At 69.0% G+C, this 20507-nt stretch carries 23 protein-coding genes, 1 tRNA gene and 1 riboswitch; of the genes, 8 read left to right on the plus strand and 16 right to left on the minus strand.

Going from position 1 to position 20507, the window contains the following annotated elements; genetic code table 11:
- The first annotated feature begins 175 nt into the window (after positions 1-175).
- Positions 176-2923, plus strand: a complete 2748-nt coding sequence (locus ACFWXC_RS13525; RefSeq protein WP_384477812.1) for a transglycosylase domain-containing protein — start codon at positions 176-178, stop codon at positions 2921-2923.
- A 20-nt stretch (positions 2924-2943) separates the two neighbouring features.
- Here the strand turns inward: ACFWXC_RS13525 and ACFWXC_RS13530 are convergent, their stop codons facing one another.
- From ACFWXC_RS13530 to ACFWXC_RS13540, 3 genes are all read right to left on the minus strand, one after another.
- Positions 2944-3264: a DMT family transporter gene (locus ACFWXC_RS13530; protein ID WP_384477815.1), complete on the minus strand. Its 321-nt coding sequence runs from the start codon at positions 3262-3264 to the stop codon at positions 2944-2946.
- Positions 3265-3296: 32 nt separating this feature from the next.
- A riboswitch (guanidine-III (ykkC-III) riboswitch) is annotated at positions 3297-3370 on the minus strand.
- Positions 3371-3423: 53 nt separating this feature from the next.
- The gene (locus ACFWXC_RS13535) at positions 3424-3726 is read right to left on the minus strand and encodes a GroES family chaperonin (RefSeq protein WP_382536575.1); all 303 of its coding nucleotides are present in this window, start codon (positions 3724-3726) and stop codon (positions 3424-3426) included.
- A gap of 72 nt (positions 3727-3798) precedes the next feature.
- A complete protein-coding gene (locus ACFWXC_RS13540; protein ID WP_384477817.1) occupies positions 3799-4128 on the minus strand; it encodes a DUF3618 domain-containing protein in 330 nt (109 codons plus the stop codon).
- 96 nt (positions 4129-4224) lie between these two features.
- Here ACFWXC_RS13540 and bcp point away from each other — a divergent pair, with 96 nt between their 5' ends.
- The 4 genes from bcp to ACFWXC_RS13560 all read left to right on the plus strand — a co-directional run bounded on the left by bcp (position 4225) and on the right by ACFWXC_RS13560 (position 6243).
- On the plus strand, positions 4225-4692 hold the full coding sequence (bcp, locus tag ACFWXC_RS13545; protein WP_384477820.1) for a thioredoxin-dependent thiol peroxidase: 468 nt from the start codon (positions 4225-4227) through the stop codon (positions 4690-4692).
- Positions 4693-4831: 139 nt separating this feature from the next.
- Positions 4832-5473, plus strand: coding sequence for an HNH endonuclease signature motif containing protein (locus ACFWXC_RS13550; RefSeq protein WP_384477823.1), 642 nt, complete (start codon positions 4832-4834; stop codon positions 5471-5473).
- Positions 5470-6147: an HNH endonuclease gene (locus tag ACFWXC_RS13555; RefSeq protein WP_384477826.1), complete on the plus strand. Its 678-nt coding sequence runs from the start codon at positions 5470-5472 to the stop codon at positions 6145-6147. The genes ACFWXC_RS13550 and ACFWXC_RS13555 overlap by 4 nt, the downstream gene beginning before the upstream one ends.
- Positions 6148-6160: 13 nt before the next feature.
- Positions 6161-6243 (plus strand) — tRNA-Leu (locus ACFWXC_RS13560).
- A gap of 40 nt (positions 6244-6283) precedes the next feature.
- Here the strand turns inward: ACFWXC_RS13560 and rdgB are convergent.
- The 4 genes from rdgB to ACFWXC_RS13580 form a co-directional block, all read right to left on the minus strand.
- Positions 6284-6889, minus strand: coding sequence for an RdgB/HAM1 family non-canonical purine NTP pyrophosphatase (gene rdgB / locus ACFWXC_RS13565; RefSeq protein WP_384477828.1), 606 nt, complete (start codon positions 6887-6889; stop codon positions 6284-6286).
- 33 nt (positions 6890-6922) lie between these two features.
- On the minus strand, positions 6923-7327 hold the full coding sequence (locus ACFWXC_RS13570) for a hypothetical protein (protein ID WP_384477831.1): 405 nt from the start codon (positions 7325-7327) through the stop codon (positions 6923-6925).
- A gap of 130 nt (positions 7328-7457) precedes the next feature.
- Positions 7458-8198 (minus strand): ribonuclease PH, encoded by a 741-nt coding sequence (gene rph, locus ACFWXC_RS13575; protein ID WP_384477834.1) that lies wholly within the window; start codon positions 8196-8198, stop codon positions 7458-7460.
- Positions 8199-8275: 77 nt separating this feature from the next.
- A complete protein-coding gene (locus tag ACFWXC_RS13580; protein WP_234544142.1) occupies positions 8276-8509 on the minus strand; it encodes a glucose PTS transporter subunit EIIB in 234 nt (77 codons plus the stop codon).
- Positions 8510-8698: 189 nt separating this feature from the next.
- On the opposite strand from ACFWXC_RS13580, the gene ACFWXC_RS13585 reads away from it, so the two are divergent.
- Both ACFWXC_RS13585 and ACFWXC_RS13590 read left to right on the plus strand, forming a co-directional pair.
- The gene (locus tag ACFWXC_RS13585) at positions 8699-9997 is read left to right on the plus strand and encodes a PTS transporter subunit EIIC (protein ID WP_384477836.1); all 1299 of its coding nucleotides are present in this window, start codon (positions 8699-8701) and stop codon (positions 9995-9997) included.
- 132 nt (positions 9998-10129) lie between these two features.
- Entirely contained in the window at positions 10130-11377 is a 1248-nt protein-coding gene (locus ACFWXC_RS13590; protein WP_384477839.1) for a PTS transporter subunit EIIC, read from the plus strand.
- A gap of 84 nt (positions 11378-11461) precedes the next feature.
- On the opposite strand, the gene ACFWXC_RS13595 is transcribed toward ACFWXC_RS13590, so the two are convergent.
- Positions 11462-12214 (minus strand): MBL fold metallo-hydrolase, encoded by a 753-nt coding sequence (locus ACFWXC_RS13595; protein ID WP_384477841.1) that lies wholly within the window; start codon positions 12212-12214, stop codon positions 11462-11464.
- A 239-nt stretch (positions 12215-12453) separates the two neighbouring features.
- Between ACFWXC_RS13595 and ACFWXC_RS13600 the strand changes: the two genes are divergently transcribed.
- Entirely contained in the window at positions 12454-12912 is a 459-nt protein-coding gene (locus ACFWXC_RS13600; RefSeq protein ID WP_384477844.1) for a type II toxin-antitoxin system PemK/MazF family toxin, read from the plus strand.
- 3 nt (positions 12913-12915) lie between these two features.
- On the opposite strand, the gene ACFWXC_RS13605 is transcribed toward ACFWXC_RS13600, so the two are convergent.
- From ACFWXC_RS13605 to ACFWXC_RS13640, 8 genes are all read right to left on the minus strand, one after another.
- Positions 12916-13419 carry a hypothetical protein gene (locus ACFWXC_RS13605; protein ID WP_384477847.1) on the minus strand — a complete coding sequence of 168 codons (504 nt, stop codon included), beginning with the start codon at positions 13417-13419 and terminating at the stop codon, positions 12916-12918.
- A 123-nt stretch (positions 13420-13542) separates the two neighbouring features.
- A complete protein-coding gene (locus ACFWXC_RS13610) occupies positions 13543-15606 on the minus strand; it encodes a putative Ig domain-containing protein (RefSeq protein ID WP_384477849.1) in 2064 nt (687 codons plus the stop codon).
- A 248-nt stretch (positions 15607-15854) separates the two neighbouring features.
- Positions 15855-16805, minus strand: a complete 951-nt coding sequence (locus tag ACFWXC_RS13615) for a PLP-dependent cysteine synthase family protein (protein WP_384477852.1) — start codon at positions 16803-16805, stop codon at positions 15855-15857.
- A gap of 7 nt (positions 16806-16812) precedes the next feature.
- A complete protein-coding gene (locus tag ACFWXC_RS13620) occupies positions 16813-17091 on the minus strand; it encodes a MoaD/ThiS family protein (protein WP_089106666.1) in 279 nt (92 codons plus the stop codon).
- 87 nt (positions 17092-17178) lie between these two features.
- Positions 17179-17274, minus strand: coding sequence for a putative leader peptide (locus tag ACFWXC_RS13625; protein ID WP_384477855.1), 96 nt, complete (start codon positions 17272-17274; stop codon positions 17179-17181).
- A gap of 283 nt (positions 17275-17557) precedes the next feature.
- The gene (locus ACFWXC_RS13630) at positions 17558-17980 is read right to left on the minus strand and encodes a Mov34/MPN/PAD-1 family protein (protein ID WP_384477858.1); all 423 of its coding nucleotides are present in this window, start codon (positions 17978-17980) and stop codon (positions 17558-17560) included.
- A 143-nt stretch (positions 17981-18123) separates the two neighbouring features.
- On the minus strand, positions 18124-19563 hold the full coding sequence (locus tag ACFWXC_RS13635; RefSeq protein ID WP_384477861.1) for an amino acid permease: 1440 nt from the start codon (positions 19561-19563) through the stop codon (positions 18124-18126).
- A gap of 331 nt (positions 19564-19894) precedes the next feature.
- Positions 19895-20500 (minus strand): DUF2017 domain-containing protein, encoded by a 606-nt coding sequence (locus ACFWXC_RS13640; protein WP_384477864.1) that lies wholly within the window; start codon positions 20498-20500, stop codon positions 19895-19897.
- Positions 20501-20507 lie beyond the last annotated feature (7 nt).

Consider the following 20507-nt stretch of genomic DNA (forward strand, 5'->3'; position numbering starts at 1 on the left):
AAGCGCAGGAGCCTACTGCGCGGACGACATCGCAGGCCACGCAATTTCCGTGACCGAAGCGTGCCGGAATCCGGGAACGGAACGCACGGTGCGAGAGTCTTCAACAGGGGGCGCAGAAGCGTACGAGGTCGTACGGGAACGAACGTACGACGCGAAACAGGAGTCCGTGCACTACATGAGCGACGAGCCGCAGCCGCAACAGCCGAACCAGGGCGGCGGAGGCCCGACGGAACCGCCGGCCGCGGCCGAGGAGAAGCAGACCCCAGCGCAGCCGGTGACCGAGGCGAAGCAGCCGGAGCCGCCCGCGGCGGCCGAGGACCCGCAGGACCCGCAGACGCGTCAGCTCACGGCGGTCACGGTGCCGAGGGCGCGCCCGCCCGCGGCGGCCGAGAACAGACAGGACACACAGGACACGCAGGACCGGCAGAACCGGCAGGACAGCCAGGACACGCAGACACGGCAGCTCGCGGCGGTCAGGGCGCCGAAGGCGGAAACGCCCACGGCGGTCACCGCGGTCACCGCCCCCATCGCGCCCACGGCGCCCGGGGCGGAGCCGCCCGCGGCCGACGTGCCGACGAACGGGGGCAAGAAGAAGATGAAGCGACCCAAGCGGACCGGATGGCGGCGGATCCTCCCCACCTGGCGCATGCTGCTCGGCACCTTCGTGATCGGGATACTCCTGCTCATCGGCCTGTTCTTCCTCGGCTACTCGATGGTGAAGATCCCGGCCGCCAACGCGTTCGCCACCAAGCAGTCCAACGTGTACCTGTACGCCGACGGCTCCCAGCTCGCCCGCGACGGCGAGGTCAACCGGGAGAACGTGGACCTCTCCCAGGTCTCCGCGGACGCCCAGCACGCCGTGCTCGCCGCCGAGGACCGCGACTTCTACACCGAGTCCGCCGTCGACCCCAAGGCGATGCTGCGCGCCGCCTGGAACACCGCGACCGGCAAGGGCACCCAGTCCGGCTCGACGATCACCCAGCAGTACGTGAAGAACTACTACCTCGCACAGGAGCAGACCGTCACCCGAAAGGTGAAGGAGTTCTTCATCTCGATCAAGCTGGACCGCAGCGAGTCCAAGGACGAGATCCTCGAGGGCTACCTCAACACCAGCTACTTCGGCCGCAACGCCTACGGCATCCAGGCCGCCGCCCAGGCCTACTACGGCAAGGACGCCACCGACCTCGACCCGGCCCGCGCCGCCTACCTCGCCGCCCTCGTCAACGCGCCCAGCGAGTACGACGTCGTCGCCCACCCCGAGAACAAGGCGGCGGCCGTCGCCCGCTGGAACTACGTCCTGGACGGCATGGTCAAGAAGGGCTGGCTCGACGTCTCCGAGCGGCAGGGGATGAAGTTCCCGATGCCCAAGGAACAGACCGCCTCCACCGGCATGTCCGGGCAGCGCGGCTACCTCGTCGAGGCCGTCAAGAGCTACCTGATCAAGAACAAGATCATCGACTCCGACTCCCTGGAGGCCGGCGGCTACCGCATCACCACCACCATCGAGAAGGACAAGCAGAACGCCTTCGTCAAGGCCGTCGACGACAAGCTGATCTCCCAGCTGGACAAGAAGAACAACAAGGCCGACAACTACGTGCGCGCCGGCGGCGCCTCGGTCGACCCCAAGACCGGCAAGGTCGTCGCCATGTACGGCGGCATCGACTACGTGAAGCAGTACACCAACGGCGCGACCCGCGGTGACTTCCAGGTCGGCTCCACCTTCAAGCCCTTCGTCTTCGCCTCCGCCGTCGACAACGGCTCCACCACCCAGTCCGGCCAGACCATCACCCCGAACACCTACTACGACGGCACCGACAAGCGCCCCGTCCAGGGCTGGAACGGCGGCAGCTACGCGCCGGAGAACGAGGACGAGAAGTCCTACGGCCAGATCACCGTCCGCAAGGCCACCGACCTGTCGGTGAACGCGGTGTACGCGCAGATGGCCGTCGACGTCGGCCCGTCCAAGGTCAAGCAGACCGCCGTCGACCTGGGCATCCCGTCCGACACCAAGGACCTCCAGCCGTACCCGTCCATCGCCCTCGGCACCGCCACCGCCAGCGTCCTGGACATGGCCGAGGCGTACGCCACGCTCGCCAACCACGGCAAGCACGGCACGTACACGATGGTCCAGAAGATCACCAAGGACGGCACGGAGGAGATCAAGCTGCCCCGGTCGGTCACGAAGCAGGCCATCAGCCGGCAGGCCGCCGACACCACCACCTCGATCCTGCAGAGCGTCGTGGAGAACGGCACCGCCACCGCCGCCCAGGCCGCGGGCCGCCCCGCGGCCGGCAAGACCGGCACCGCCGAGGAGGACACCGCCGCCTGGTTCGCGGGCTACACCCCCGACCTCGCCACCGTCGTCTCCGTGATGGGCCAGGACCCGGTCACCGCCGCCCACAAGCCGCTCTACGGCGCACTCGGCCTCGCCCGCATCAACGGCGGCGGCGCCCCCACCGAGATCTGGTCGCAGTACACCAAGGACGCCCTGGACGGCGTCACGGCCTCCGCCTTCGACCTCGACCTGCAGCCCGGCGCCGAGACCGTGGCCCCGGCCACCCAGAACCCGGTCACCCCGGGCACCGGCGGCCAGGACAACGGCGGCACCACCGGCGAGGACCAGGACAACGGCGGCACCACCGGCGGCGACCAGGACAACGGCGGCACGACGGACGGCTCCACCACCGACGGCACCACCGACGGCTCCACCACGGACGGGTCCACCACCGACGGCTCGACCACGGACGGTACGACGACCTCCGGCACCGACTCCGGTACGACGACCTCGGGCACCGACTCCGGCACCACCACCGGCACCACCACCGACGGCACCAGTACGGGTACGACGTCCGGAACCACCGACGCCGGCACCACGACCGGGATCACCGCGGGCGACGACGGCGGCGGCCTCGGATTCCAGTAGCCGACCGGCGTCATGCCTGATCAGTGACTGCTGGTCGCCTTGAGTCCCACCACGGCGACCAGCAGCAGGCACACGAAGAAGATCCGCGCGGCGGTGGCCGGCTCCCCCAGCACCATCATCCCGAACACCGCCGCCCCGGCCGCCCCGATCCCCACCCAGACGCCGTACGCGGTACCGATGGGCAGGGTCCGGGCGGCGTACGAGAGCAGCAGCATGCTGGCGACGATCCCGCCGCCGGTGAGCAGGCTGGGCACGAGCCGGGTGAACCCGTCGGTGTACTTCATCCCGACCGACCAGCCGACTTCGAGCAGACCGGCGACGACAAGCAGAACCCAGGCCATGACAGGCACCTCCGAGACGTTTCACTGAACGGGGTGCGTCGTCTTTGCCTCAGCGGTCCCGGTACGGCGCGTCTCGTCGGGCTGGCTCCTTCGAAGGTAGCAAAGGAACGACAAAGGGGCCTGGTGACCGCAGTCACCAGGCCCCTTTCAGTCACTGAATCACAGATACAGGCCGGTCGAGTCCTCCGAGCCCTCGAACCGGTCGGCGGCCACCGCGTGCAGATCACGCTCGCGCATCAGGACGTACGCCACCCCGCGCACCTCGACCTCGGCACGGTCCTCCGGGTCGTACAGCACCCGGTCACCGGGCTCCACCGTCCGCACGTTCTGCCCGACCGCGACCACCTCGGCCCAGGCCAGCCGGCGCCCGACGGCCGCCGTCGCGGGAATGAGAATCCCTCCGCCCGACCGCCGCTCACCCTCACCGGTCTCCTGCTTGACCAGGACCCGGTCGTGCAGCATACGGATGGGCAGCTTGTCGTGATGGGTGTCGTTTCTGTTGGCGCTCACGCCTTTGAACCTACCTGTTTCCGCTCAGCGCTTACGCCGCCGGCTACCGAACACGAGCAGACCGACCACACCCACGGCGACGAGGGCGACCGGCACCACACGTTCGAGCCGCGGCGCGCCCTCCTCGTCCACGAACTGGGCCCGCACATCGCTCACGACCCGGTTGACCTGGACGTAGGCCCGCCCGAGGGTGTGATCGACGTTGGCCGCGACCTTGGCCTTCGCGTCGCCGACGATGGTCTTCGGATGCACCCGCACCCCGATCTCGTCCAGCGTCTCGGCCAGCACATCGCGGCGGCGTTTGATGTCCGCCTCGATCTGCGCCGGGGTTCTGGTGTCCGACGTGTCCGCCACCGTGGGCCCTCCGAAGTCTCCCGTGCTCCCTGTCCTGGACAGTCTGTCAGTTCTCGCCGCCCCCGCACTGTCAGGACCCCCCGTTACGCTGGACCGATGAGCGAGCGACTCCAGCCCGGGGACGTAGCCCCCGACTTCACCCTCCCCGACGCCGACGGCAACGAGGTGTCCCTCTCCGCCCACAAGGGCCGCAAGGTCATCGTCTACTTCTACCCGGCCGCGCTGACGCCCGGCTGCACGAAGCAGGCCTGCGACTTCACGGACAACCTCGACCTGCTGGCCGGCGCGGGCTACGACGTCATCGGCGTCTCCCCCGACCAGCCGGAGAAACTCGGCAAGTTCCGCGACAAGGAGAACCTCAGGGTCACCCTCGTCGCCGACCCCGACAAGAAGGTCCTGGACGCGTTCGGCGCGTACGGCGAGAAGATGAACTACGGCAAGACCTACCTGGGCGTCATCCGCTCCACGATCATCGTGGACGAGGAGGGCAAGGTAGAACGAGCCCTCTACAACGTCCGAGCCACCGGCCACGTAGCCAAGATCATCAAGGACCTGGGTATCTGACCCCCGCACCTGCCACTGACGGCCCGCACCAGGAGCGACCTGGCGCGGGCCGTTCTCTCTTCTCCGGGCGTGACTGTCCGATAACCGGTTCGTTACTCCGTACGGGCCGCGAACGCGTGGCCGGAACGGAGGGGGCTCGATGGGGGCCAGTGCGTACACCAGGGAGCGGCTCGAAGAGGCGGCTCGGGGAGCGCGGACGTTGTCGGAGGCGTTGGGGAGGCTGGGGGTGGATCCGGGGAGCTCGACGCGGCGGTATGTGTCCGAGCGGATGAGAAAGCTCGGGGTGGACGTGTCGCACTTCGAGCGGGAGGGGGTGAAGTGGACACGAGAGGTGCTTGAGGGGGCGGTAGCGGCTTCGACAAACATGTGCGAGGTGCTGCGCCGGCTGGGGCTGGAGGTGGTGGGCGGGCATCACACGCACATCAGCCGACGAATCAAGGCGTTCGGGATCGGCACGTCGCATTTCCAGGTTCCGACGCAGCGGGGCAAGCCGTGGCGTCCGAGAACCCCCGAAGGGCTGCTCGTCGAGCAGCCGGAGGACCGCGCCCGACGCATTCCGAGCGACCGGCTCAGGTGGGCGATGACGGCGAAGGGAGTGCCGGAACGCTGCGCCATGTGCGGCACGGACGCTGTCTGGCGAGGGCACCCGCTCCCCCTGGAGGTCGACCACATCGACGGCAACTGGCGCGACAACCGGATCGAGAACCTGCGGTTTCTGTGCCCCAACTGCCATTCGACGACGGATAGTTACCGGGGGCGCGGCAAAGGCAGGGCTTCATGAGCAGCGGCGTGCGGTACACCAGGGAGCAGCTGGCCGAAGCAGCCGCGCAGTGTTCCGACATCGACGAGGTCATCGCCTTCTTCGGCACCCGGCCATATGGCCAACTGCGCCGCCATCTCTTTCGGCGCTTCGACCACTTCGGGATCGACGTCGCGCACATGCCCCGTCGGAGGCGAGCGAAGACACCACCCGCCAAACCGGCCCCCGACGCACTGCGCCAAGCGGTCGAAGGAGCGACCTCCATCGCCGAGACGCTCCGCGCCCTGGGGATGGAGCCCTACAACAGCAGGCTGCGCGCTCAGCTCCATCTTTGGGTGGCCGAGGTCGATCTCGACACCTCACACTTCCTGGGGCAGGCACATCAACGCGGCGGGCCGGGCACCACACCGCTCAGGCATGCCAAAAACATCCTGGTCCAGCATGACGGCATCCGCCGGACCAGAACCCACCTGCTCCGTCGGGCCCTTCTGGAAGTCGGCGTGCCCGAGGAGTGCACCGAGTGCGGCACGGGCCCCGAGTGGCTCGGCAAGCCCATGGCCCTGGAGGTCGATCACATCAACGGAGACTGGAGCGACGACCGCCGGGAGAACCTGCGATTGCTCTGCCCCAATTGCCATGCAATCACCGACACGTGGTGTAGAGGCGGCAATCGGCGCCGTCCACATTCCGGGTAGCATGGGCGGGCACGCGGCCGTTGCTGAATGGTATAAGCAGAGGTTTTAGGTGCCTCGGGGCATTTGCCCATGTGGGTTCGACTCCCATCGGCCGCACGTACAGAGGGGCCGCCCTGCCGGGCGGCCCCTGCGCGTCTCAGCCCAGCAACTCCCGAACCACCGGCACCAGCCCCCGGAACGCCTTCCCCCGGTGGCTGATCGCGTTCTTCTGCTCGGGGGTCAGTTCCGCGCAGGTTCGTACCTCGCCCTCCGGCTGGAGGATCGGGTCGTAGCCGAAGCCGTTCGTGCCGGACGGGGTGTGGCGGAGGGTGCCTCGCAGTTGGCCCTCGACCACGCGTTCCGTGCCGTCCGGCAGGGCCAGTGCCGCCGCGCAGGCGAAGTGGGCGCCCCTGTGTTCCTCGGCGATGTCCGAGAGCTGGGCCAGGAGCAGGTCCAGGTTGGCCTTGTCGTCGCCGTGGCGGCCGGCCCAGCGGGCGGAGAAGATGCCGGGGGCGCCGTTCAGGACGTCCACGCAGAGGCCGGAGTCATCGGCCACCGCGGGGAGGCCGGTGGCCTGGGCGAGGGCGTGGGCCTTGAGCAACGCGTTCTCGGCGAAGGTGACGCCCGTTTCCTTGACGTCGGGGATGTCGGGGTACGCGTCGGCGCCCACCAGCTCGTGAGGCAGCCCCGCCTCGGCGAGGATGGCGCGGAGTTCGGTGATCTTTCCGGCGTTGCGGGTGGCGAGGATCAGGCGGGTCGTCATGACACGCAGTATCCCAAGGGTCCGGCCGGCGGGTTACGGCGTGCAGACCTTGGTCAGTTCGCCGGCCGCGTCGGTGACAGGGGTGACGTCGGGGGTCGAGTCGCCGTTCCTGATGGCCGTGCGGACGTTGTCCACGGCCTTGTCGAGGTCGTCGACCGCCTTGTTGACGTCGGCGTCGTCGGTCTTGTCGCCGATCTTCTTCAGGTTCTGCTGGATCGAGTCGAGGGAGGCGTCGGCCTGGGTGGGGTCGTTCGCGGCGTTCTCCACGGCCTGCTGGAGGTTGGTGACGCTGTCGGCGATGGAGTCGGCGGTCTGGACGCAGTCCAGGGCCTTGTTCACGGCGTCGCAGCCGGTGAGCAGGGCTGCGGTGAGTGCGGTGGTCGCGGCTACGGCGGCGATGGCGGTGATGCGACGGCCTCGGCGTCGGCTGGCGGCCATGACGGTGTTCCCCTCCCGTTGTGTACAACTGGCCGAGCGCACGGTTGTTCAGGCCGTGCGCCCGTACCTAAGGGGACGCGGTGCCGCCCGCCCTGGTTGCCCCGTCGTACCTCGGGTTTTTGGGTTCCCTTTACTTTGCCGTGAGGGTGGCTTCGAGGGCCGCGCGCTGGATGGCGGCGAGGTCGGTGCAGCCGGCGACGGCGAGGTCGAGCAGGGCGTTGAGTTCGTCGCGGGCGAAGGGTTCGGCCTCGGCGGTGCCCTGGACCTCGACGAAGCGGCCGTCGCCGGTGCAGACGACGTTCATGTCGGTCTCGGCCTTGACGTCCTCTTCGTAGCAGAGGTCGAGGAGGGGGACCTTGCCGACGATGCCGACGGAGACGGCCGAGACGGTGCCGGTCAGGGGCTGGCGGCCGGCCTTGACGAGTTTGCGCTCCTTCGCCCAGGTGACGGCGTCGGCGAGTGCCACGTATGCGCCGGTGATCGCCGCGGTGCGGGTGCCGCCGTCGGCCTGGAGGACGTCGCAGTCGAGGACGATGGTGTTCTCGCCGAGGGCCTTGTAGTCGATGACCGCGCGCAGGGAGCGGCCGATGAGGCGGGAGATCTCGTGGGTGCGGCCGCCGATCTTGCCTTTGACGGATTCGCGGTCGCCGCGGGTGTTGGTGGCGCGGGGCAGCATGGAGTACTCCGCGGTGACCCAGCCCTCGCCGCTGCCCTTGCGCCAGCGGGGGACGCCTTCGGTGACGGAGGCGGTGCAGAAGACCTTGGTGTCGCCGAAGGAGACGAGGACGGAGCCCTCGGCGTGCTTGCTCCAGCCGCGTTCGATGGTGACCGGGCGGAGTTGTTCGGGGGTGCGGCCGTCGATTCGAGACATGGCCATGAGCCTATCGGGAGCGGTGGAAGGGGCTCGTCCCGAGGCGGGAGGAGCCCCTTCGGGGTGAGCGGGGAGGCTCACATCATGTCTTCGATCTCCGCGGCGATCGGGTCGGCGTCGGTGCCGATGACGACCTGGATGGCGGTGCCCATCTTGACGACGCCGTGGGCGCCGGCGGCCTTCAGGGCGGCGTCGTCGACCTTCGAGGCGTCGTGGACCTCGGTGCGCAGCCGGGTGATGCAGCCCTCGATCTCGTCGATGTTCTCGATTCCGCCGAGGCCGGCGACGATCTTCTCAGCCTTGCTGGCCATGTTCTTTCTCCCTGATCCGAACCGCTTTGTCGCAGTAACCCACAGTTGGCCCAACTTTTCGAGCGGCCGTGCCGCGCCTGCCGAATGATGGCGAGCACTGCGGCGGAACCGTCGTCAACTGGTCTACACCAGCGGGCGGGCGGTCGCCAAACCCCTGCGGTGGAGCCGAGCGGCCCGGAGGACGCGCCCATGAGTGCCGAGAGCGCCGACAGCACGGTCGGTCCCGCGCGGGAGCGGTGGAACGTTCTTTTCCAGGGGTTGCAGAAGATGGGCCGGAGTCTGCAGCTGCCGATCGCGGTGCTGCCGGCGGCGGGGATCCTCAACCGGCTGGGGCAGCCTGATGTGTTCGGCGACCAGGGTCTTGGCTGGACGGCTGTCTCGCAGGTGATGAAGGGCGCGGGCGGCGCGCTGCTGGACGGGTCGGTCGGGCTTCCGCTGTTGTTCTGTGTGGGGGTTGCGATCGGGATGGCGAGGAAGGCGGACGGTTCGACGGCGCTGGCGGCGGTGGCGGGCTTTCTCGTCTATTACGGTGTGCTGCACCAGTTCCCGGAGGACTGTCCGGGCGGGTCCAGGACGCTGCCGGGGATCGGCTGTCAGGTGCGGGACGGGTCGGTGTCGACGTTCACGTTCCAGAACCCCGGTGTGTTCGGCGGGATCGCGATGGGGCTGCTGACGGCCTATTTCTGGGCCCGTTTCCATCGCACGCGGCTGGTGGACTGGCTGGGCTTCTTCAACGGGCGGCGGCTGGTGCCGATCATCATGTCGTTCGTCGCGATCGTCTTCGCGGTGGTGTGCCTGTGGGTGTGGCCGCCGGTGGGGGGCGGGCTGGAGAGTTTCAGCCACTGGTTGCGGGACGCGGGTGCGTGGGGTGCGGGGGTGTTCGGGGTCGCGAACCGGGCGTTGCTGGTGATCGGTCTGCACCAGTTCCTGAACGTGCCCATCTGGTTCCAGTTCGGCAGTTACACCACGCCCGACGGTCAGACGGTGCACGGGGACATCAACATGTTCCTGGCGGGCGATCCGGACGCCGGTCAGTTCACGTCGGGCTTCTTCCCGATCATGATGTTCGCGTTGCCGGCCGCGGCGCTGGCCATCACGCACTGTGCGAAGCCGCACCGGCGCAAGGAGATCGGTGGTCTGATGCTGTCGGTGGCGCTGACGTCGTTCGTCACGGGGATCACCGAGCCGCTCGAGTACTCGTTCCTGTTCATCGCCCCGTTGCTGTATGCGGTGCATGCGCTGCTGACGGGGGTGTCGATGGCGGTGACGTGGGGGCTGGGGGTGCACGACGGGTTCAGTTTCTCGGCGGGGCTCATCGACTACGTCATCAACTGGAAGCTGGCGACGAGGCCTTGGGCCATCATCCCGATCGGGTTGTGCTTCGCGGCCGTCTACTACGTGGTCTTCCGGTTCGCGATTACGAGGTTCGATCTGAAGACGCCGGGAAGGGAGCCGGAGGACGAAGTGGAGGATGTCACCAAGGTCTGAGGGGACGCTCCTCGCACGGCGTACAAAGCGTAGTTCTCCGGTTGCGGAATTGACGGGTTCCTTATAACGCCCCCATCGTGTACAACAGGTCTACACCACTGAGTGGTGTAGACCACCACCGATGGAGGAAGTATGACAACCGCCACCGCGACGGCGGCTCCCACAAAGAAGTGGGGATCCGGTCTGTTCCAGGGCCTGCAGAAGGTCGGCCGCAGCCTTCAGCTCCCGATCGCCGTGCTGCCGGCGGCGGGTCTGCTGCTCCGCTTCGGTCAGCAGGACATCCACGACAAGCTGCATCTGCCCGACAAGGTCACCGCGGTGTTCGCGACGGCCGGTGGTGCGATCTTCGACAACCTCCCGATGCTGTTCTGTATCGGTGTCGCGATCGGCTTCGCCAAGAAGTCGGACGGCTCCACCGCGCTGGCCGCCCTGGTCGGCTTCCTGGTCTACGCCAACGTCCTCAAGGCGTTCCCGGTCACCGAGGCGAAGGTCCAGGCCGGCGCGGACATAGCCGCGACCTACAACAACCCCGGTGTGCTGGGCGGCCTGGTGATGGGTCTGCTGAGCGCGGTGGTCTGGCAGCGCTTCCACCGGACCAGGCTGGTGGACTGGCTCGGCTTCTTCAACGGCCGCCGGCTCGTCCCGATCATCATGGCCTTCGTCGGCACGATCATGGGTGTCTTCTTCGGCCTGATCTGGGAGCCCATCGGTAACGGCATCTCCGACTTCGGCGAGTGGATCACCGGTCTCGGCGCCTTCGGTGCCGGTCTGTTCGGTCTGATCAACCGCGCGCTGATCCCGGTCGGCATGCACCAGTTCGTGAACACCGTCTCCTGGTTCCAGATCGGCGACTTCAAGGACGCGTCCGGCCAGATCGTCCACGGTGACCTCACCCGCTTCTTCGCCGGTGACCCGACGGCCGGTCAGTTCATGTCCGGCTTCTTCCCCATCATGATGTTCGGCCTGCCGGCCGCCGCCCTCGCCATCGCGCACACCGCCCGCCCGGAGCGCCGCGCGGCCGTGATGGGCATGATGATGTCGATGGCGCTGACCTCGTTCGTGACCGGTGTGACCGAGCCGATCGAGTTCACCTTCATGTTCATCGCCCCGCTGCTGTACGTGATCCACGCGGTGCTCACCGCCCTGTCCATGGCGATCACCTGGGCGCTCGGGGTGCATGCGGGCTTCACCTTCTCCGCGGGCGTGATCGACTACGCGCTCAACTGGAACCTGGCGACCAAGCCCTGGCTGATCATTCCGATCGGCCTGGCGTTCGGAGCGATCTACTACTTCGTCTTCCGCTTCGCCATCGTCAGGTTCAACCTCCCCACCCCGGGCCGCGAGCCCGAGGAGGAGATCGAGGACCTCACGAAGGCGTGAGTCCGGCCACGGCATGACGAGGCCCCTGCAGCCCGGCGGCTGCGGGGGCCTTTGTCGTACCCGGACCCGGTCGTGGTGCGCCGGTCAGATCTCGTACGTCACCCTGGGCGCCGCCAGGTCCACCGGGCCGTCGAAGACCTCGCGGGCGTCGGCGAGGTTGACGGCGGGGTCGGTCCACGGGGGGATGTGGGTGAGGAGCAGTCGGCGGGCGCCGGCGCGGGCGGCGGTCTCACCGGCCTCGCGGCCGTTGAGGTGCAGGTCCGGGATGTTCTCCTTGCCGTGCGTGAAGGCCGCCTCGCACAGGAACAGGTCGGTGTCCCGGGCCAGCGAGTCGAGCGCGTCCGTGACGCCCGTGTCGCCCGAGTACGTCAGGGACCTGCCGGCGTGTTCGACGCGGATGCCGTAGGCCTCCACGGGGTGGCGGACCCGCTCGGTGTGGACCGTGAAGGGGCCGAGGTCGAACGTGGACGGCTTGACCGTGTGGAAGTCGAAGACCTCGCTCATCGACGAGGCGGTGGGGGTGTCGGCGTAGGCCGTGGTGAGGCGGTGCTCGGTGCCCTCGGGGCCGAAGACGGGGATCGGGGGGCACGGGCCGCCGTCGTGGCGGTAGTAGCGCGCCACGAAGTAGGCGCACATGTCGATGCAGTGGTCGGCGTGCAGATGGCTCAGGAAGATCGCGTCGAGGTCGTAGAGACCGCAGTGGCGCTGCAGCTCGCCGAGGGCGCCGTTGCCCATGTCGAGGAGCAGCCGGAAGCCGTCGGCCTCTACGAGGTAGCTCGAACAGGCCGATTCCGCGGACGGGAACGACCCCGAGCAGCCGACGACGGTGAGCTTCATGAAGCAGAAACCTCCGTTGGCGGAACACCCGGAACAACCGGGAACTGGAGTCGGAGAACAGAGAGGTGAGCGGGGTCGTGCGGTTTGTCGAGCGTAAGGCGCAAAAGGGCCGGTCGCTCCTCCGCCAGGGGCCGTTGTGGGCGAACTCACCTGTGGTGTCACCGGTTCGGCTGGACCAGGGGCGCGTAAGGATCGCGCAAGGGCGCGCGTCGATTATCCCGCGCCGGTAACGTCGTCGTATGGACACGTCATGGTGGCTCGCGCTCGCGGCAGTCGTCCTGCTGGCGCTGGTCGCCACGCTCGTGGACGGATGGGGCCGGGGGCACCGTCCGCGCGGGCACCGCACCCGCCCGCCGGGGTATCCGCGCGGCACGCGCGTGCCGGCGGCCCGGCCCCATCCGGGGGACATCTGGTGGGCCAGCGTGCCCTACGAGGACGGCCCGGGCGCCAAGGACCGGCCCTGTCTGGTGCTGGCGGTGCGCGGCAACCAGGCGACCATCGCCAAGATCACCAGCAAGTACCACGACGAGCGGGCCGGGGTGATCCCGCTGCCGCCGGGCTCGGTCGGGGACGCCCAGGGCCGGCCGAGCTTCCTGGAGACGGACGAGCTGCGCGAGGTCTCGCTGTGGGAGTTCCGGCGCCGGGTGGGCGTGGTCGACCCGGTGCTGTGGGACCAGGTGCGGCACCTGGCCCCCTGAGGGTCACTTCACCCTCACGGTGACCTGCCATTCCTGGATGCCCTTGCAGGAGACCTCGCCGGGCGCGGTGGGCTCGGCGCACAGCGGGCGGGACGAGGTGAGGGTGACGGTGCCGGCGGCCACGGCGGTGTAGGCGGCGGAGGCGTCCCCGGGCTGGAGCACGATCCCGGCGTTGGTGGCCCGCAGCGCGGTGCCGCTCACCGTGACCGCCTTCCAGGGGCGCTCCTTGGTGCCGTCGAGAGTGAGCCGGAGCTGCCCGCCGACCGCCACGCAGACCGTGTCGTGGTTGTCGGCGGCGGTGAGTTCGGAGGTCAGGGGCGTGCAACCGCCGGAGGTGCCGCTCGCGGTGGGGCTCGTCGCGGGGCTCGCACCGGAGCTGGAGGGGGACGGCGAGGGGGACACCGCGCCACTGCCCTTGTCGGTGCTCCCGCTCTGCGAGCCGCAGCCCGCCAGCAGGAGGAGGGTCGCCGCGGCGAGCGACGCGCGGTGGACCGTCGTACGGCGCATGGGGTGTCCGCCTTTCCGTGGGGGATCGGAACCCTTGGTGCCGATGTGACGTATCCCCCGGACGTACGGATCCCGCACCCGGACGGCTTCCGGGGGCGGGATCCGGTCACTCGGCGGGCGGGGTCAGCCGGTCGTGACGGCGGTGTCGTCGACGACGAAGCTGGTCTGCAGGGAGGAGTCCTCGACACCGCTGAACTTCAGGGTGACGGTCGAGCCCGCGTACGACGACAGGTCGAAGGACTTCTGGGTGTAGCCGGTGGCGGCGTTGAGGTTCGAGTACGTCGCCAGGGTGGTCGAACCGGCGGTGACCGTCAGCTTGTCGTACTGGGTGCTGGTGGTGGTCTCGGCGGTGTCGACGTGCAGGTAGAAGGTGAAGGTCGCCTTGCAGCCGGACGGGACGGTCACCGACTGGGAGAGCGTGTCGGTGTGGGTGGAGCCGTAGCCGTCGAGCCAGGCCTTGTAGGAGCCGGCGTGGGCCGCCTCGTCGGTGTCGTTGGTGATGACCCCGCTGGAGGCGGTCCAGGTGGTGTTGCCCGACTCGAAGCCGGGGTTGCCGAGCAGCTGGGCGGAGGTGCAGGTGCCGCCGCCGCTGGTGCTGACGGTCCAGGTGAAGGAGGCGGAGCCGGAGGCGCCGGTGGAGTCGGTCGCGGTGACGGTGGTGCTGTAGGTGCCCGCGGTGGACGCCGTACCGGAGATCAGGCCGGTGGAACTGGAGATGGACAGGCCGGTGGGCAGGCCGGAGGCGCTGTAGGTGAGGGTCGCGCCCGCGCTGTCGGAGGCCGAGATCTGCAGGCTGACCGAGCTGCCGGTGACGGTGGACTGGCTGCCGGGGCTGGTGACGGTCACCGTGTTGCCGGTGCTGGTGCCGGAGGTGAAGGCGGCGGTGCCGTTGGGGGTGCCCCAGCCGGTCGGGCCGTCGTATCCGGTGCCGGCGGTGCAGAAGTACGACGTCGAGCAGGAGCCGTTGTTGCCGCTGGTCACGTCGTACAGGTTGCCGGTGTGGGAGTACGGGTACTTCGCCGGGTAGTCGCTCGAACCCGGGGTGCCCGCGAGGGCGTAGACGCCGGCGATGATCGGCGACGAGGCGCTGGTGCCGCCGTAGACCGCCCAGCCGGAGCCGCCGTAGGTGTCGTAGACCGCCACGCCGGTGGCCGGGTCGGCGACCGCGGAGACGTCGGACTCCATGCGCTTGGTGCAGCCGGTGTCGGTCTGCCAGCTCGGCTTGGCGTCGTAGGCGGAGCAGCCGGAGCCGGTGCCTTCCGAGGAGCTGGTCTTCCACACCGACTCGGTCCAGCCGCGGGTGCTGGAGGAGGTGGAGAGCGCGGTGCCGCCGACGGCGGTCACGTACTGGGAGGTCGCCGGGTACTCGGCGCCGTAGTCCTCGTCACCGGCGGAGACGGTGATCGCGACACCCGGGTGCTTGAAGTAGGAGGTGTCCTCGCTGGTCTGGGAGGAGGACTCGGAGCCGCCCCAGCTGTTGGAGACGAACTTGGCGCCGAGCGCGACGGCCTCGTTCTCGGCGGTGCCGAGGTCGGAGTCGGTGGCGGAGTTGGCCTCGACGAGGATGATGTTGCAGTTCGGGCAGACCGCGCTGACCATGTCGATGTCGAGCGCTTCCTCACCGGCCCAGCCGGAGTCGTTCGACGGCAGCGAGGTCGTCGAACCTGTCTGGCTGACCTGCTTGAAGCAGCCGTTGGCGACGGTGCACGCGGACAGGCCGTACTGGGAGCGGTAAGTGGCCAGGTCGGAGGCCGCGTTGGGGTCGTTGTAGGCGTCGACCACGGCAACGGTCAGGCCGGAGCCGCCCGTTGAGGGCAGGTTGTAGGCGCTGTGCAGGTTGGACGGGCTCAGGCCGGAGGGGGCGGCGGCGAGTGCGGAGGCCAGCTGCTGCTTGATGTCGGTCCGGCGCTGCGCGAAGCAGGAGGCCTGGCCGGCCTTGCTGGCGGTGGCGCACAGGTGCTTGGTGGGCACCTTCTGGCCGGCCTTGCCGGTGCTGTGCACGGCCTGGCGGGCGGGGTCGGTGAGGGCCTTGGCGTTCTGGGTGACCTTGGTGGTGGCGTGAGGTGCCACGGCCGCGGGCTGGGCGGCCCCGGCGGTGGGTGCCGCGACGAATCCGGAGACGGCGAGGGCTAGGGCGGGGAAGGCGACGGCCAGGAGTCTTCGCAGGCTCCGTCGTGATTCACGCATGGGGGTACTGCCTCCATCGGTGGGGTTACAAGGCAGGCCCGTGACGCGCGTAGCGGCGGCAGAGTGCGCGCAGTCATGAGCATGACATTCCGAACACCCTGCAATGCCGAGGTGCATGGCATGAACAGGACGGAGGAGAAGCTAGTCGGGTTCGGCGGGGCCCGGTCCCCCCAAAGAAAGATCTTTGCTCCTGCATGGCCAGCGCTTAGCCCCCTCATAGGAGGGGGTTGGCGCGTCCATGATGAGCGCTATGCCCAGAGCTGACCGTGGAGGGTCTCGATGGCTTCCTCGGTGGTGGCGGCCGTGTAGACCCCGGTCGACAGGTACTTCCAGCCGCCGTCGGCGACGACGAACACGATGTCGGCGCTCTCGCCGGCCTGTACGGCCTTCCGGCCGACGCCGATCGCGGCGTGCAGCGCGGCGCCGGTGGAGACGCCCGCGAAGATGCCCTCCTGCTGGAGGAGTTCCCGGGTCCGGGTCACGGCGTCCGCCGAGCCCACCGAGTAGCGGGTGGTGAGCACGGAGGCGTCGTACAGCTCGGGTACGAAGCCCTCGTCGAGGTTCCTCAGCCCGTACACGAGGTCGTCGTACCGGGGTTCGGCGGCGACGATCTTCACGTCCGGCTTCTGCTCGCGCAGATACCGGCCGACGCCCATGAGGGTGCCGGTGGTGCCGAGCCCGGCCACGAAGTGCGTGACGGAGGGGAGGTCGGCGAGGATCTCCGGACCGGTCGTCGCGTAGTGCGCGCCCGCGTTGTCCGGGTTGCCGTACTGGTAGAGCATCACCCAGTCCGGGTGCTCGGCGGCGATCTCCTTGGCCACCCGCACGGCGGTGTTGGACCCGCCGGCGGCCGGGCTGGAGATGATCTCCGCGCCCCACATGCCCAGCAGGTCCCGGCGCTCCTGCGAGGTGTTCTCGGGCATCACGCACACCATGCGGTAGCCCTTGAGCTTCGCCGCCATGGCGAGGGAGATGCCGGTGTTGCCCGAGGTCGGCTCCAGGATGGTGCAGCCGGGGGTGAGCCGGCCGTCCTTCTCGGCCTGCTCGATCATGTGCAGGGCGGGACGGTCCTTGACCGAGCCGGTCGGGTTGCGGTCCTCCAGCTTGGCCCAGATCCGGACGTCGGCGGACGGCGAGAGCCGCGGCAGGCGCACCAGGGGGGTGTTGCCGACCGCGGCCAACGGGGAGTCGTAGCGCATGCCGATCTCAGGCCATGCCGCCGGCGACGGCCGGCAGGATCGTCACGGTGTCGCCGTCGGTGAGCTTGGTGTTGATGCCGTCGACGAAGCGGACGTCCTCGTCGTTCAGGTACACGTTGACGAAGCGGCGCAGCTTGCCGTCGTCCACGATGCGGGCGTGGATGCCGGCGTGCCGGGTCTCGAGGTCGTTGAAGAGGTCGGCGATGGTGTCACCGCTGCCCTCCACCGCCTTCTGACCGTCGGTGTACTGGCGGAGGATGGTCGGGATGCGGACCTCGATGGCCATGGTTGCGGGCTCCTGTCGGAAAGTCTGGGTGGTTGGGCGCGCACAGCAGCACGCCGCGGCTCATGGCCGTACGGCGGCAGGGAAACGTCAACAGATGGCGCTGTTCAGCCTGCACAGGTCGACGTGCAGCCGCGCCACGAGCAGGGTGCCCGCCGCCTTCTCGCCCACGTCGTAGGAAACCATGGGGTCATCGTATCGATTCCCAGTGCGGGTTCCGGAGTGTGATCCCGAATGATGGACCGATTCTGACCGCACTTTGAGACGAAGGTGCGCGGGGCTGTATCGCCCGCAACGAACGGCAGCCGTCCAGCCCCGGCCTGGGCAGCCAACCCAGGGGCGCGGGGAACTGCGCGACCAGCCCCCACCGGCCCGCGGGTGCCCACCGCCCGCTCCGGCACCGCCGAAATCCGCCGTCGCGGCCGAGCGCCGTCGCGGCGGAGAAGTCTGTGTGAGCGGCGTAGACGGGTCAGTACGTCTCGACGATGTTGATGTCCTCCTCCGTGATCTCGCCCTCCGCGATGCGGAAGGAGCGGAACTGGAAGTCGCCGCCGCCGTCCGTGTCGGCCGTCGAGACCAGGACGTAGTGGGCGCCGGGCTCGTTCGCGTAGCTGATGTCCGTCCGGGACGGGTACGCCTCCGTCGCCGTGTGGGAGTGGTAGATGACCACCGGCTCCTCGTCACGGTCGTCCATCTCGCGGTAGAGCCTGAGGAGGTCGCCGGAGTCGAACTCGTAGAACGTCGGGGACATCGCCGCGTTCAGCATCGGGATGAACCGCTCGGGCCGGTCCGAGCCCGCCGCCCCCGCGATGACGCCGCACGCCTCGTCGGGGTGGTCCTTGCGCGCGTGGGCGACGATCTGGTCGACGAGGGCCTGGGTGATGGTCAGCATGTCGGCCAGGATAAGCAGAGGGCCGCCCCGTACCGAAGGGTGGTACGGGGCGGCCCATATGCCGGACGCCCTGAGCGGCTGCCGCAGGGAGCGCCACGAGTGCTCCCTGCGACGGGACGTCCTGAGGGGGGTGGTGAGGGGGGTCAGCCGACCTTCTCCAGCGGCTCCTGCTCGCGCCGCTCGGCGATCTCCGGGTTGCGGGACTTGAGGACCAGCCAGCCGACGCCGAGCGCGGCGGCCCAGCCGGCCATCACGTACAGGCAGATCCGGGAGTCGCCGTCGTACGCGATCAGGCCGGTCACGAAGAGCAGGAAGACGATGGCGATCCAGCTGCACACCGCCCCGCCCGGCGCCGGGAAGGAGGACGCGGGCAGCCGGCCGGCGTCGACCGCGCGGCGGTAGAGGACGTGGCTGATCAGGATCATCAGCCAGGTCCAGATGCCGGCCGCGGTGGCGACGGAGGTGACGTAGCCGAACGCCTTCTCCGGGACGATGTAGTTGAGGACCACGCCGATGCCCATGAAGACCACCGAGACGGCGACGCCGAGCGCCGGGGTCTTCGACGCGGACAGCTTGCGGAACACGGCCGGGGCCTCGCCGCTGTCGGCCAGGTTCCGCAGCATCCGGCCCGTGGAGTACATGCCGGAGTTGCAGGAGGACAGCGCGGCGGTGAGGACGACGAAGTTGACGATGCCGGCGCCGGCCGGGATGCCGATCTTCGCGAAGGCCGCGACGAACGGGGAGACGCCCGGGGCGAACTCGGTCCACTTGACCACGCACAGGATGACGGTGAGCGCGCCGACGTAGAACAGCGCGATGCGCCAGGGGAGCGTGTTGATCGCCTTGGGGAGGGTCTTCTCTGGGTTCTCGGACTCGCCGGCGGTGACGCCGACCAGCTCGACCGCGAGGTAGGCGAACATGACGCCCTGGAGGGTCATCAGGGAGGAGCCGACGCCCTTGGGGAAGAAGCCGTCGAACTGGTAGAGGTTCGCGACCGAGGCCGTGTCGCCGGCGGCGCTGAAGCCGAAGGTCAGCACGCCGAGGCCGATCACGATCATGCCGATCAGGGCGGTGACCTTGACCATGGAGAACCAGAACTCCAGCTCTCCGAAGACCTTCACGGAGATCAGGTTGACCCCGAAGAGGATCACCAGGAAGACCAGCGCGGTCACCCACTGGGGGACGGACGGGAACCAGTAGTTGACGTAGATCGCGGCGGCCGTCAGTTCGGCCATACCGGTGACGACCCACATCAGCCAGTACGTCCAGCCGGTGAAGTAGCCGAAGAACGGGCCGAGGAACTCCCGGGAGTACTCGGCGAAGGAGCCGGAGACCGGGCGGTACAGGAGCAGCTCTCCGAGCGCCCGCATGATGAAGAAGATGATGCCGCCCGCGAGGGCGTACATGAGGATGAGGCTGGGCCCGGCCTTGGCGATGTTCGCCCCGGCACCCAGGAAGAGGCCGACGCCGATGGCGCCGCCGATGGCGATCATCTGGACCTGGCGGCTGCCGAGTCCGCGCTCGTACCCCTCTTCCGAGGCTTCGGAGGACTGCTCCGACGTGTCGACCTGAGCGGAGGTCATGTGTGGTGTGCGCCTTTCTCCATGCCGACCCGGGCCTCTGGTCGGCCGCGGATCGGGTTTCGATCCCCCCGGATTGCTGGAGTGGTGCCTGGCCGACGATGGTCGGCTCGGTGGCGCACCCGGACGGACACATGGGTGGTGTCGCCGGGCGGTCGTGAAGATTTATCACGGCCGCAATATTGATCACCGGGCTCCGCCGAGAGGGATTGTGGCGCACACCACTGGAAGAACCGGACAAAGCACGGCCGAAAAAGACATACCAGGCCGCAACGGTGACTGGATCGTTATCCGGATTTGAGCGTCCTCTGAGCGAACGCGAAATCGGGACGGATTACGGCATAAGGGTGGCGACCAGGGTCTCCTGGAGGCCGCCGAGCCACAGATAGGCCATCACCATCGGCTTGCGCGCGTCCTCGTCGGGGAGCCGGTAGAGCAGGTCGGTGTCGTCCTCGTCGGTGATGTCGAGGCGGGAGCCGATGGCCAGGCGCAGGTCGTTGAGGGCGCCGAGCCACTGCCGGGACTCCTCGGGCGCCAGCTTGAGGACCGCGCCGCCCTCCCCCACCGGGGCCAGCGCGTCCAGGGAGCGGATCACCGCGAGGGCGCTCTCCCGCTTGCCGGCCCTGAGGTCGTTCTCGGTGTAGCGGCGGAACTCGGCCGAGTGGGCCTGCTGCTCCTCGGCCTCCCGCGAGGAGTCGGGCAGCCGCTCCGGGTCGCCGTAGGCGTCCGGGAAGAGCCGGCGCAGCACCGGGTCGGTGGGCGCCTCGCTCGGGCCCTCGGCGAACAGCTCGGCGAGCGGGTCGTCGGGGGCGTCCTCGGCGGGGCCGGGGCCGATGAGCTCCAGGAGCTGGACGGCCAGCGTCCGGATGATGGAGATCTCGACGTCGTCGAGCGCGACGGCCGCGCCGCCGCCGGGGAGCGGTTCGAAGATTCCTGGCATGGAGAGG

The sequence above is a fragment of the Streptomyces sp. NPDC058683 genome (assembly GCF_042716195.1).
Classification (GTDB): Bacteria; Actinomycetota; Actinomycetes; order Streptomycetales; family Streptomycetaceae; genus Streptomyces.

Excerpts from the sequence above, each read along its gene's own strand:
- ACFWXC_RS13525 (WP_384477812.1), top strand. The coding sequence starts at position 176 with ATGAGCGACGAGCCGCAGCCGCAACAGCCGAACCAGGGCGGCGGAGGC.
- ACFWXC_RS13530 (WP_384477815.1), bottom strand. The coding sequence starts at position 3,264 with ATGGCCTGGGTTCTGCTTGTCGTCGCCGGTCTGCTCGAAGTCGGCTGG.
- ACFWXC_RS13535 (WP_382536575.1), bottom strand. The coding sequence starts at position 3,726 with ATGCTGCACGACCGGGTCCTGGTCAAGCAGGAGACCGGTGAGGGTGAG.
- bcp (WP_384477820.1), top strand. The coding sequence starts at position 4,225 with ATGAGCGAGCGACTCCAGCCCGGGGACGTAGCCCCCGACTTCACCCTC.
- ACFWXC_RS13550 (WP_384477823.1), top strand. The coding sequence starts at position 4,832 with ATGGGGGCCAGTGCGTACACCAGGGAGCGGCTCGAAGAGGCGGCTCGG.
- ACFWXC_RS13555 (WP_384477826.1), top strand. The coding sequence starts at position 5,470 with ATGAGCAGCGGCGTGCGGTACACCAGGGAGCAGCTGGCCGAAGCAGCC.
- rdgB (WP_384477828.1), bottom strand. The coding sequence starts at position 6,889 with ATGACGACCCGCCTGATCCTCGCCACCCGCAACGCCGGAAAGATCACC.
- ACFWXC_RS13570 (WP_384477831.1), bottom strand. The coding sequence starts at position 7,327 with ATGGCCGCCAGCCGACGCCGAGGCCGTCGCATCACCGCCATCGCCGCC.
- rph (WP_384477834.1), bottom strand. The coding sequence starts at position 8,198 with ATGTCTCGAATCGACGGCCGCACCCCCGAACAACTCCGCCCGGTCACC.
- ACFWXC_RS13580 (WP_234544142.1), bottom strand. The coding sequence starts at position 8,509 with ATGGCCAGCAAGGCTGAGAAGATCGTCGCCGGCCTCGGCGGAATCGAG.
- ACFWXC_RS13585 (WP_384477836.1), top strand. The coding sequence starts at position 8,699 with ATGAGTGCCGAGAGCGCCGACAGCACGGTCGGTCCCGCGCGGGAGCGG.
- ACFWXC_RS13590 (WP_384477839.1), top strand. The coding sequence starts at position 10,130 with ATGACAACCGCCACCGCGACGGCGGCTCCCACAAAGAAGTGGGGATCC.
- ACFWXC_RS13595 (WP_384477841.1), bottom strand. The coding sequence starts at position 12,214 with ATGAAGCTCACCGTCGTCGGCTGCTCGGGGTCGTTCCCGTCCGCGGAA.
- ACFWXC_RS13600 (WP_384477844.1), top strand. The coding sequence starts at position 12,454 with ATGGACACGTCATGGTGGCTCGCGCTCGCGGCAGTCGTCCTGCTGGCG.
- ACFWXC_RS13605 (WP_384477847.1), bottom strand. The coding sequence starts at position 13,419 with ATGCGCCGTACGACGGTCCACCGCGCGTCGCTCGCCGCGGCGACCCTC.
- ACFWXC_RS13610 (WP_384477849.1), bottom strand. The coding sequence starts at position 15,606 with ATGCGTGAATCACGACGGAGCCTGCGAAGACTCCTGGCCGTCGCCTTC.
- ACFWXC_RS13615 (WP_384477852.1), bottom strand. The coding sequence starts at position 16,805 with ATGCGCTACGACTCCCCGTTGGCCGCGGTCGGCAACACCCCCCTGGTG.
- ACFWXC_RS13620 (WP_089106666.1), bottom strand. The coding sequence starts at position 17,091 with ATGGCCATCGAGGTCCGCATCCCGACCATCCTCCGCCAGTACACCGAC.
- ACFWXC_RS13625 (WP_384477855.1), bottom strand. The coding sequence starts at position 17,274 with ATGGTTTCCTACGACGTGGGCGAGAAGGCGGCGGGCACCCTGCTCGTG.
- ACFWXC_RS13630 (WP_384477858.1), bottom strand. The coding sequence starts at position 17,980 with ATGCTGACCATCACCCAGGCCCTCGTCGACCAGATCGTCGCCCACGCG.
- ACFWXC_RS13635 (WP_384477861.1), bottom strand. The coding sequence starts at position 19,563 with ATGACCTCCGCTCAGGTCGACACGTCGGAGCAGTCCTCCGAAGCCTCG.
- ACFWXC_RS13640 (WP_384477864.1), bottom strand. The coding sequence starts at position 20,500 with ATGCCAGGAATCTTCGAACCGCTCCCCGGCGGCGGCGCGGCCGTCGCG.